General features: G+C 74.4%; 9 protein-coding genes. 2 read left to right on the forward strand and 7 right to left on the reverse strand.

The window, feature by feature from the left end; translation table 11 throughout:
• Positions 1–41: 41 nt before the first annotated feature.
• The 4 genes from OG617_RS10765 to OG617_RS10780 form a co-directional block, all read right to left on the reverse strand.
• The gene (locus OG617_RS10765) at positions 42–1,040 is read right to left on the reverse strand and encodes a hypothetical protein (RefSeq protein WP_405100901.1); all 999 of its coding nucleotides are present in this window, start codon (positions 1,038–1,040) and stop codon (positions 42–44) included.
• Between the two features lie 271 nt (positions 1,041–1,311).
• Entirely contained in the window at positions 1,312–3,465 is a 2,154-nt protein-coding gene (locus OG617_RS10770; RefSeq protein ID WP_405100903.1) for a DEAD/DEAH box helicase, read from the reverse strand.
• A gap of 184 nt (positions 3,466–3,649) precedes the next feature.
• Positions 3,650–3,898, reverse strand: a complete 249-nt coding sequence (locus OG617_RS10775; RefSeq protein WP_405100905.1) for a hypothetical protein — start codon at positions 3,896–3,898, stop codon at positions 3,650–3,652.
• Positions 3,895–4,230, reverse strand: coding sequence for a DivIVA domain-containing protein (locus tag OG617_RS10780; protein ID WP_405100907.1), 336 nt, complete (start codon positions 4,228–4,230; stop codon positions 3,895–3,897). Before OG617_RS10780 ends, OG617_RS10775 begins: the two co-directional genes overlap by 4 nt.
• A 296-nt stretch (positions 4,231–4,526) precedes the next feature.
• Between OG617_RS10780 and OG617_RS10785 the strand changes: the two genes are divergently transcribed.
• Complete coding sequence (locus tag OG617_RS10785; protein ID WP_405103610.1) at positions 4,527–5,807, forward strand: TrkH family potassium uptake protein; 1,281 nt, start codon at positions 4,527–4,529, stop codon at positions 5,805–5,807.
• Positions 5,808–5,835: 28 nt separating this feature from the next.
• Complete coding sequence (locus OG617_RS10790) at positions 5,836–6,465, forward strand: potassium channel family protein (protein ID WP_405103612.1); 630 nt, start codon at positions 5,836–5,838, stop codon at positions 6,463–6,465.
• A 48-nt stretch (positions 6,466–6,513) separates the two neighbouring features.
• Here OG617_RS10790 and OG617_RS10795 read toward each other — a convergent pair whose 3' ends face one another.
• The 3 genes from OG617_RS10795 to OG617_RS10805 all read right to left on the reverse strand — a co-directional run bounded on the left by OG617_RS10795 (position 6,514) and on the right by OG617_RS10805 (position 10,801).
• Complete coding sequence (locus OG617_RS10795) at positions 6,514–8,178, reverse strand: protein kinase domain-containing protein (RefSeq protein ID WP_405100909.1); 1,665 nt, start codon at positions 8,176–8,178, stop codon at positions 6,514–6,516.
• Between the two features lie 70 nt (positions 8,179–8,248).
• On the reverse strand, positions 8,249–9,802 hold the full coding sequence (locus tag OG617_RS10800) for a fused MFS/spermidine synthase (RefSeq protein ID WP_405100911.1): 1,554 nt from the start codon (positions 9,800–9,802) through the stop codon (positions 8,249–8,251).
• Positions 9,803–9,838: 36 nt separating this feature from the next.
• Positions 9,839–10,801 carry a coiled-coil domain-containing protein gene (locus OG617_RS10805; protein ID WP_405103614.1) on the reverse strand — a complete coding sequence of 321 codons (963 nt, stop codon included), beginning with the start codon at positions 10,799–10,801 and terminating at the stop codon, positions 9,839–9,841.
• Positions 10,802–11,105: the final 304 nt, after the last annotated feature.

Below are 11,105 nucleotides of genomic sequence, written 5' to 3' on the forward strand. Positions count from 1 at the left end.
CGGCCAGTCGGTCGTGCCGGCTGCCGGGGTGACGCCGACGGTCAGGGCGCCGTGAGGGTGAACTCGGCCGTCCGCACCTCGCCGGCCACCTGGAAGTCGAAGTACAGGCGGTAACGCCCCGGCCCCGGCACGGCCAGCTGGAAGGTGACCCCGTCCGCGGCCGGCCCCGGCTCCGGGTGCACGTGCAGGTAGCCCAGGTCCCCCTCGCGCAGGGCCACCAGATGCCCGTACGCGCCCAGGTAGCGCTCCAGCGTCGGGGTGGCGTCACCGGCGCGGACCGCGAACCGGAGCGGCTGGGTCGCGCCGATCCGGGGCTCGCCGGACCAGCTCACCGTGAACCCGTCCACGGTGGCGGTGCGGGTCGGCTCCGGCAGCGGCCGGGGCGTCTGGTCGCCGGGGACGGCGATGTCGACGCCGAGGGTGCGGGCGCTCTGCCCACCGGCGGCGGTGACGAGAGTGAAGTCCGCGTACGCCCGCCACGTCCCGGCCTGCGGCAGGGTCAGCGGGACCGACCAGGTGCCGTCGGCGCCCATCGTCGGGTGCAGGTGCTGGTAGCCGCTGAGGTCCCGGCGTACCACGATCAGGTGCATCGGCTTGTCGTGCACGACCGCGAACCGGGCCGCCGGCCGGCCCTGGACGTCCCGGACCTGGAACCGGAACTCGCCCGGCCGCCCGGCGGCGAGGCCGGTGGACAGCGGCGTCAGGGTCCAGCCACCGGAGCCGACCGCGAGGCCGCCGACCTCGGTCGCTCCGTCGATGTCGGTGCCGGTGCCGGTGCCGTGCTCGTGTGCCCCGGTGCCGGGCGCGTCGGTGTGGTCCGTGGCGGCGGCCGAGGTCCGCCCGGTCGCGTCGGCGGGCGCCGGGTTGAGCCGCCCGAGGCCGAAGCCGAGCAGCACCGCGAGGATCAGCCCGCCCACCACCAGCGCGAGCCGCAGTGTGCCCCGGTCCACCAGCACCCCGGCAGCCTCCGGCACGCCGCCCCCGGGCGGGGAGGACGGCGACGCGGGCACCTCAGCCGGGCCGGGTCGCTGGTCGGTCATGGGGCCCACGGTACCGCCGGGTTCCCCACCGGCCGGCCAACAACCCCGCAGCGTGGCACCGGTCGCAATCCGCCCTGCCTGGGAACTTTCCGTCCCGACCGCATCCGGGTCGCCGCCCTGGCCACCTCCCGACACGGGAACCCAGCCGCCTCCGCCACATCCCCGCCCGAGGGCCGCCGGCCGGCGACGGCCAGGAACCGAGCAGCCGTCAGCCGGTGCCGGCCAGGAACCGAGCAGCGCCGGCCGGCGGCGGCCAGGGGTCGAGCGGCCGTCAGCCGGCGACGGCCAGGGCGAGCGGGAGCACGTCGGGCGCGCCGGCCCGGCGCAGCAGCCGGGTCACCATGGTCAGGGTCCAGCCCGTATCCACCAGGTCGTCGACGAGCAGCACCGGGCCGTCCAGCCCGGCGAGTACGCCGGCCAACTCGTCCGGCACGGCGAAGGCGTCGTGCAGGGCGCGTACCCGCTGGGCGCTGTTGCCGCGCGGCCCGTCCGGGCCGGCGGGCCCGGCGGGGACCACCTGGCCGAGCAGCGGCAGCCGGCCCACCGCGGCGATCCGCTCGGCGAGCGAGCCGACCAGCACGGACCGCCGCCGGGAGCCGACCGCGACCACGCCGACCGGGCGGCGCGGCCACGGGTCGTCGCCGTGCGCCCACGCCTTCAGGATCTCGACCACCGCGCCGGCCACGTCGTCGGGGACCGGCCCGTCCGCCGCGCCGGGGCCGACCAGCTCGCGCAGCCGACCGCCCCAGCCCAGGTCGGACAGTCGCCCCACGGCCCGCCCCGGCAGCGCCTGCTCCGCCGGGGAGATCCGGCCCTTCAGCGGTACGCCCACCGCGTCCAGCCCGGTCGGCCAAAGCTTCTTCGGCGGGATCTCCACCCCGGGCCGCCCGAGGTACGCCTGCGCGGCGCCCTGCGCCGGCCCGGACACCTCGGGCGTGAACAGCGGCCCCGCGCACCGGTCGCACCGGCCGCAGTCGCCCGCCCCGACGTCGTCCAGGCACTCGCGCAGGTACCGCATCCGGCAGCCGGGTGTGGTCGCGTACTCGCGCATGGCCTGCTGCTCGGCGGTGCGGGCCTGGGCGACGCGACGCAACCGGGCCTCGTCGTAGGCCCAGGGCTCCCCGGTGGCGAGCCAGCCGCCGCGCACCCGGCGCACCGCGCCGTCCACGTCGAGCACCTTGAGCATCAGCTCCAGCCGGGCCCGACGCAGGTCGACGACCGGCTCCAGGGCCTGCGTGGACAACGGGCGGTCGGTGTGCAGGGCTGCCAGCACGGCCCGGACCTGCTCCTCCGGCGGGAACGCGAGCGAGGCGAAGTACCGCCAGATGGCGGCGTCCTCGGCGCCGGGCAGCAGCAGCACCTCGGCGTGCTCGACGGCTCGGCCGGCGCGGCCGACCTGCTGGTAGTAGGCGATCGGCGACGGCGGGGCGCCGAGGTGCACCACGAAGCCGAGGTCGGGCTTGTCGAAGCCCATGCCCAGCGCGCTCGTGGCGACGAGCGCCTTGATCTTGTTGTCCAGCAGGTCCTGCTCGGCGGCCCGCCGGTCGGCGTCCTCGGTCTGCCCCGTGTACGAGGCCACCGGGTATCCCCGCGAGCGGAGGAACTCCGCCGTCTCGCCGGCCGCCGCCACGGTCAGCGTGTAGATGATCCCCGACCCGGGGAGCCGGTCCAGGTGGTCGGCGAGCCAGCCGATCCGGTGCGCCGGGCTGGGCAGGTCCAGCACGCCCAGCCGCAGCGACTCCCGGTCCAGGGTGCCGCGCAGCACCAGCACGTCCGGGCGTTCGGCGGCCGAAGTGGTCAGCTCGGTGCCGAGCTGCTCGGCGACGTCGGCGGTGACCCGGGCGTTGGCGGTGGCCGTGGTGGCGAGCACGGGCGTGTGCTCGGGCAGGTTGCCGAGGAACGTACGCAGCCGCCGGTAGTCGGGGCGGAAGTCGTGCCCCCAGTCGGAGACGCAGTGCGCCTCGTCGACCACCAACAGGCCGGTGGTGGCGGCCAGCCTCGGCAGCACGGTGTCCCGGAAGTCCGGGTTGTTGAGCCGCTCGGGGCTGATCAGCAGGACGTCGACCGTGCCGTCGTGGATCTCGGCGGTGATCTGGTCCCACTCGTCCAGGTTCGCCGAGTTGATGGTGCGGGCCCGGATGCCGGCGCGGGCTGCCGCCTCCACCTGGTTGCGCATGAGCGCCAGCAGCGGCGACACGATCACCGTCGGCCCGTGCTCACCGTGCTCCCGCAGCAGCGCGGTCGCCACGAAGTAGACCGCCGACTTCCCCCACCCGGTGCGCTGCACGCAGAGCACCCGGCGCCGGTCGACGACCAGCGCCTCGATGGCCCGCCACTGATCTTCCCGCAGCCGGGCGTGCTCCCCGGCCAGCCGGCGCAGCACCGCCTCGGCCCGTTCCCGTACCGCCGCCCGATCCTGACCCATCCGACATGTCTACCAGCGCCACCCCGCCCCACCCCCTCTGCCTCCCCCCGCCCCGCCCCGCCCCGCCCCGTCGCGTTGATCAAGAGGTTTCGGTCACGATCCGGGCCGAACCTGACGCAAAGTTCTTGATCACCGGCGCGGGCGGCGCCCGGCGGCGCCCGGCGGCGCCCGGCCCGCCCGGGGGTCACCGTCCGGCGGCGCTAGGCGGGCGGCACTCGCCGTCGTGGTGGGCCCGCAGCGGGCAGCGCCGGCGGCCGTCGAGCAGCCGGTCGCAGAAGACCCGGTGGCGTACGTGCTGGGCGTCCTCCTCCGACACCGTCGTCTCCGCCCGGTCCACGTCGGCCAGGAAGGCGAGCGCCCGGGTGATCGCGCGGGCGGCGTCGAGGTCGGTGGCGAGCACCGGCAGGTGCACCACGAACCGCTCACGGCTCACCACCGGCCACCGTCCCGACGCGGGCCGGAACCGGCCGGCGGCGCGAAGCGCGAGTGCCAACTGCGCAGCGCCCGCTTGATCCGGACGTTCTCCTCGGCCGTACGGGCCAACTCGCGGTGAGCTGCGGCCAATTCCCCGGCCACCTGGGCGAGGAATGCGTGCACCTCCACCGGGTCCAGGCCGCGCCGCACCGTGGCGAACCGCCGGTCCCGGACCTGCCCGGCGGTCAACGGTCGGGTCACCTCCGGCCGGTACCAGCCGGCGTTCGGCGATCGTGTCGGCCGGTCCCGGCCAGCGCTGGGCGACCGGATCGGCCGATCCCGCCGGCTCATGTCTCTCCTCCTGGTGGAAGGCGTTCTCTTTACTGACCAACGCTGATGATGTCCGGACGGTGGCGAAGCACGCCCGATTCATTTACGACATCAGCTCCACAGGCGGCGGTGGCGACCGGCGCCGCGCCTGCCCGCGCCGTCCGTACCCGCCGAACCCACTGTCGTGACGCACCCACTGGCGTGATCGGCCGGCAGGTGGCCGTTTCGGCACCGGCGGCCGGCGCGGAACGGAAGATTGGCTGGTGCGCCGGTTTTTCCGTCATCCCGTCCGGCTGGTGCCGTTCGGGTTCCTGGCGATGATCATGCTCGGCACCGTCCTGCTGATGCTGCCGGCCGCGACCAGCGAGCACCGGCACACCCCGTTCACCACTGCGCTCTTCACCTCCGCCTCGGCGGTCTCCGTCACCGGCCTGACCGTGGTCGACACCCCGGACTACTGGAACGGGTTCGGGTTGGTGATGATCACCGTGCTGACCCAGGTCGGCGGGCTCGGCATCCTGACCGGCGCGACCCTGGTGATCCTGGTGGTCGCCCGGCAGCTCGGGCTGCGCAACCGGCTGCTCGTGCAGGCCGAGACCGCGGAGTTCGGCGTCGGCGACGTACGCCGGCTGCTGCTGCGCATCGCCGCCACCGTCGGCGCCTGCGAGGCGGTGATGACCGCCGTCCTCGCCGGCCGGTTCTGGCTCGGCTATGACTACCCGCCCGGCCGGGCGCTCTGGTACGGCCTCTTCCACGCCGTGCAGGGGTTCAACAACGGCGGGTTCGCGCTCTTCTCCGACAGCCTGATCGGTTTCGCCCGGGACCCGTGGATCTGCCTGCCGATCGCGTTCGGCACGATCGTCGGCGGGCTGGGCTTCCCCGCGCTGTTCGAGGCGACCCGGGAGTGGCGCCGCCCGAGCCACTGGGCGATCGCCACCAAGCTCACCGTCTGGGGCAGCGCGGCGCTGCTGGCGGTCGGCTTCGTCGGCCTGCTGGCCGCCGAATGGTCCGACCCGCGCACCATCGGCACGTACGACATCCCCGGCAAGGTGCTGGCCGTCTTCACCCAGGACGCGGTGCTCCGCACCGGCGGGTTCGCCACCCTCGACATCGCGGCGCTGGACGAGGAGAGCGTTCCGCTGCTGATCGCTCTGATGTTCATCGGCGGCGGCAGCGCCAGCACCGCCGGCGGGATCAAGGTATCCACGTTCTTCCTGCTCGGCTTCGCCATCTGGGCCGAGCTGCGCGGCGAGCCGGACGTCACGGTGGGCCGCCGCCGGGTGGCCACGGCGAGCCTGCGGCAGGCGCTGACCGTGGCGCTGCTCAGCGTCGCGCTCGTGGTCGGCGGCACGGTCGTCCTGCTGCTCCTGACCGAGGGACTGCCCTACCACCGGGCGCTGCTGGAGACAACGTCGGCGTTCAGCACCACCGGCCTGTCCACGGGCGTCTCATCGACCGTCGCCGACCCGGGGCAGCTCGTCCTGACCCTGCTGATGTATGTCGGCCGGGTCGGCCCGCTCACCCTCGGGTCCGCGATCGCGTTGAACACCCGACGGCGCCTGTACCGCTACCCGGAGGAGCAACCCATTGTCGGTTAGGAACAGGGACGAGAGAGGTGTCGCGGTGATCGGTCTCGGGCGGTTCGGCTGCCACCTGGCCACGTCGCTGACCCAGCTCGACCACGATGTGCTCGCCATCGACCGCGGCGCCGGCCAGGTGCAGAGGTGGTCCCAGTACCTGGACCGGGTGGTGCAGGCGGACGCCACCGAGGAGGGGGCGCTGCGCCAGCTCGGGGTGACCGGCTTCCGGCGGGTGGTGGTGGCGATCGGCGCCTCGGTGGAGGCCAGCGTGCTGACCGTCCTCGCGCTGACCGAGCTGGGCGTACCGCAGATCTGGGCCCGGGCGACCTCGGACAAGCATGCCAAGATCCTCGCCTCGGTCGGCGCCCATCATGTGATCTTCCCGGAGGCGGAGACCGGTGAGCGGGTGGCGCACCTCATCGTCAGCAAGATGCTGGACTTCATCGAGTTCGGCGACGACTTCGCCATCGCCAAGGTCCGGGTGCCGGACACGCTGGTCGGGCGGTCCCTGCGCGAGCTGGCCCCGGCGGACCGCTACGGGGTGATGGTGGTCGGCGCGAAGCTGCCCGGTGAGCGGTTCCGGTACGCGGACCCCGCCACCGTGCTCACCGCAGGCAGCGTGCTGGTCGTGGAGGGGAGCATCGCCCAGGTGCAGCGCTTCGCCTCGCTGACCTGACCGGTCACGTGCCCTTGACCTTGCCCTTTCCGGCCCCCTTCCCCGCGGTCACTGTCCTTTTCCCTTGTCAGCCCCCTTGGCCTTGCCGGGCTTCGCGGGCTTCTCGGCCTTCGCCTTGGACCCGCCGCCGGAGCCGCTCCCGCCCGAGGTGCCCGAAGACCCGGAGCCGGCCTTCGCGACCGTCGCCTTCTTCTTGGTGGGCTTCGCCGGGGCCTTGGTGGCCGGCGCGGTGGCCGGCACCGACCCGGCCACCCCGGAGACCTGCACCCGGCAGGCCGCATCGCCGAGGCGGAACTCCACCGGCAGCGGATTCGTCCCCGTGTACCGGCCGGCGAGGGCGACCTTGCGGGCCGCGCCGGGGGCCAGCGCCGCCTGCGTCGCGGCAGGCCGGACCTCGACGGTGCGGCCCTGCTGCCGGACGGCCGGGTCGGCCTTCGTCACCGTCTGCTGGCCGGGGAAGGTGAAGCTCATCGTCCAGTCCCGCAGCTCGCGGTCGCCGCTGTTGGTCAGGGTCAGCTCGGCCGAGAAGTCCTTGCCGGAGTCCTTGCGCAGCGCGTAGTCGACGGCGCAGGGGGGCGGCCCGGTCAGCCCCATCCGGGCCTCGGTGGGCTGGTCCACGCCGCCGCTGGCCGGGCTGCGGGAGGTCACCCCCCACATCGTCGCGGTCACCGCGACCAGGCCCGCCGCCGCCACCCCCGCCTCGACCCTGCGCCGACGGGTGGCGGCCCGGCGGCTGCGGGTACGCCCGGAGAACGGCAGCGCGTCGGTGTCGGTCGACCAGGGCAGGATCGTGGTGCCGGCGTTGGCCAGCACGGCCGGGTCGAGCTGCGTCCCGCCGGCCGACCCGGGGGCCGGCGACACCGGCACCGCGGCCAGCATCCCGGCGGCCTCGGCGAGCGTACGGGCCACCTCGGCGGTGGCCGGGCGGTCCGCGGGGCTCTTGGCCAGACAGCGGCGCACCAGCTCGGCCACCTCGTCGGGCAGCCCCGGCACCGCCGGCATCGGCTCCGGTTCGGCGTACATGTGCGCGCGGAGCATCTGGGTGGTGGTGCTCGCCTGCCAGGGCAGCCGGCCGGTGAGCATCCGGTACAGCAGCAGGCCGACGGCGTACACGTCGGTGGCCGGGGAGACCTGGCCGTTGTCCAGCCGCTCCGGCGCCAGGTACGCGGGGGTGCCGAGCAGGGTGCCGTCCGGCCCCTTCTCGCTCTCCCCGGTCAGCGCCGAGATGCCGAAGTCGACCACCTTCACCCCGGTCGAGGTGAGCATGACGTTGCCCGGGGTCACGTCCCGATGCACCACGCCCCGGGCGTGCGCGGTGGCCAGCGCCGAGGAGACCTCCGCGCCGATCGTCACCGCCTCCCGCCAGGGCAGCGTCCCGGCGCGGCCGAGCCGGGCGCTCAGCGGGCCGCCGTCGATCAGCTCCATGACGACGTACGGCACGGTCAGCCCGACCTGCTCGGACTCGCCGTAGTCGTACACTCCCGTGATGTTGGGGTGGCAGAGCCGCGCGGCGGCCTGCGCCTCGATCCGGATCCGGTGCCGGAACGCCCGGTCACTGGCCAGCCGGGAGGCGAGCACCTTCACCGCCACCTGCCGCCCCAGCACCTCGTCGTACCCTCGCCACACGACGGACATGCCGCCCGCGCCGAGCTGCTCGATCAGCCGGTACCGCTCACCGAGCAGCTGTGCGCCGTTACGGACCGCTCCACCCATGGTCGGAGCTTTTGCCCGACCTGGGCATTCCTAACCCTCGACGGTCAGAATCGGTCGACCAATCACCCGATCAGGCGGTCGCGAGCAGTTGGTCCACCGGGGCGTAGTCGTCCGTGAGCACCAGCGCGTCGCCGACGAAGGCGTCCAGCACCTCGCCGGAGAGCACGCCCGCCACCTCGGGCAGCCCGGACACCCGCTGTTGCAACGGGGCCAGCGGCAGCGGCGCGTCGGAGGCGACGATGAGGAAGTTGGACCCCACCAGCCCGGCGACCGCGTCGGGCGGGGCGACCAGGGCGACGTGCCGGAACACGGCGGCGACGGTGGCCAGCTCGCTGCGGACGAACCGGCCGGGCGGGTAGTCGATGACGTTCTGCACGTAGATCCCGCCCGGGCGCAGCACCCGGTTGACCTCGTCGGCCATCTCCCGGGTGGCCAGGTGCCAGGGCACCACGAGGTGCCCGAAGGCGTCGCCGACCACCAGGTCGCGGCTGTCGGTGGCCTCCCGGCCGACCAGCATCCGCGCGTCGCCGATCTCGGTGCGCAGGTCGGGGCCGGCGCGCACGCCGAGCTTCTCGCGGTCCAGCTCGACCAGTTCGCCGTCGATCTCGAAGACCAGGTTGCCGGTGCCGGGCCGGGTGGCGGTCAGGTAGCGCGGCACGGTGAAGCCACCGCCGCCCAGGTGCAGGGCGTCCAGCCGCTGCCCGGCCGGCGCGGCCACGTCGGCCGCCGCGCCGATCCACTGCGTGTACGCGTACTTCAGGTAGGTCGGGTCGGCCAGGTCGACGTACGAGTGCTGGGCGGAGTTGAGCAGCAGCGTCCGCCCGGACGGGCGATCCGGGTCGGTCTCCACCGACGCGCAGTGGTACGCCGTCTCCACGTCGCACGGGTTCGGGGCGACCGTGGTCAGCCCCGCCCCGACCAGCCCCAGCACCGCCGCCGCGACCTTCGCCCGGCCGGGACCGGGCAGCCCGGCACGCCCCCGCCGGTGCAGGTACGCCCCCAGGCCCAGCCCGGTTACGCCGAGCAGCACCGCCAGGGCGAGCACGATCGCGGTGCTGGGCAGCGCGGCCACCAGCACGAACCCGGTCGACAGGGTGGCCGTGATGCCGCCGAGCGTGCCGATGCCGGAGAGCCGGCCGACCACCTGACCGGTGCGCCGCAGGTCGGCGAGCTGGAGCTTGACCACCAGCGGGGTGACCGCCGAGAGCAGCGCCGCCGGCACGAACACGGCGAGCGCGGTGAGCAGCAGGACGGCGCTGGCCGCCCCGCCGCGCAGCAGCTCGCCGGCGTACCGGACGACCGGGAGGGTGATCGCGGTGGCGATGCCGGCGAGCACCAGCGCCGGGGCGATCAGGGTGCGCGGGTCCCGCCGGTCGGCCAGCCAGCCGCCGGTCCACGCCCCGTACGCGATCGCGGCCAGCGCGATGCCGATGACGGAGCTGGTGACCTGGAGGGTGACCCCCACGTACGGGCCGACCAGGCGCAGCGAGACGGTCTCCAGCACCAGCACCGCGCCGCTGGAGAGGAAGACCAGGAACGCGGCGAGACCGTTGGGCAGGGCGCGGCCGGCGGGCGGCGCGGGCCGCGCCGGCTCCACCGCGACGTCGGAGGATGAGCTGCTCACCGTCGCGATGGTACGCAGCGGACCGGGCAGTCCGGGTCAGTACATCGAGAGATGAACATGGTTCGTGTGGTCGGCGGCGGGGCTGCCGCTGCCGCTGTACGCCCGCCACCCGGTGTTCGGCATCCAGATCTGCCGGTACCAGATCACGTAGAGCACCCCGAGCCGGCTGGCGTTGTTCTTGTAGTAGTTGGCCAGGCTGTCGCCGTACGCCTTGTCGCCGCCGCTGGCCGTCTCGTCCTTGAAGCCGCTGGTGGCTGCGGAGAAGTCGCAGGCCCGCCCCTTGGGGTGCTCGCCGCCGCCGCCGCTGCGGAAGCAGGAGACGTACCGCTTGTAGCCGGCGGCCTTGGCCTGTTGCATGGCGTGCAGGGTGCGCGGGGTGATGCAGCCGGAGGTGGTCGGGTCGTTGACCGAGCAGGACTCCGAGGGCCAGGACCCGTCGGAGTTGCGCGGGGCCGGCTTGGCCGAGGAGGAGCCGCCGCTGAACCCGGCGCCGCTGCCGGAGCTGACCGTTGCCAGCGCCTTCTCGGCCTCCCGCTTCTTTTTCGCGAGCGCGGCGAGCTGCTTCAGCTGCTCGCGGACCTCGGTGTCGATGCCGATCTTGGCGCGGGTCGCCTCGTCCCGGCCCTGGGCCAGGTCGCGCAGCCGGCGGCTGTCCCGCTGGGCCATCACGTCCAGCTCGGCGGCGCGGCGCAGGAACGACTCCGGCGACGCGCTCTGCAGCAGCAGCGCCGGAGCGCTCACCCGCCCCAGCCGGTACGACTGCACGGCCACCTCGCTGACCTGCGCGTTCAGCTCCACCAGCCGGGTCTCGACGATTTTGAGCTGGCCCGTCAGCAACTGCTGCCGGCGCTTGGAGTTGTCCAGCTTCGCCTTGGCCTCGATGTGCCCCTTGGCGGCGGCCTCCAGCGCCTCGCGTAGCTGCTTCGTCCCGCCCTCGTTCGGCTCGGCCGAGGCGGGCACCGCGCCGACGCCGAGCAGCAGCGCGACGGCGACCAGCAGCACTGTCAGCGGCCGCCGGCCGCGACGGCCGGGCAGCACGGTCAGCGGCCCGGTGCCGCGACGCCGGATGAGGCTGGTACTGGGCACGGGCAGCGTCCCTTCCCTCGACCGCCGGCCCCGGTCGTCCTCGGCGCGGCGGCGTCCTCCACCGGCGCCGGGTGGCGGCCTGCTGGGCGGAGACCGCCGGTCAGGATACCGGACCGGCGGCCCGCTGCCAGGCCCGCGATATCACCAAATGTCGATGCTGACGCAGGGTTGCCGACCCGTCGCGAAGCGGGTCGGTCGGACCGGCCGGATCGCCGCC

The organism is Micromonospora sp. NBC_01412 (assembly GCF_045040215.1).
GTDB classification, from domain to species: domain Bacteria; phylum Actinomycetota; class Actinomycetes; order Mycobacteriales; family Micromonosporaceae; genus Micromonospora; species Micromonospora rubida.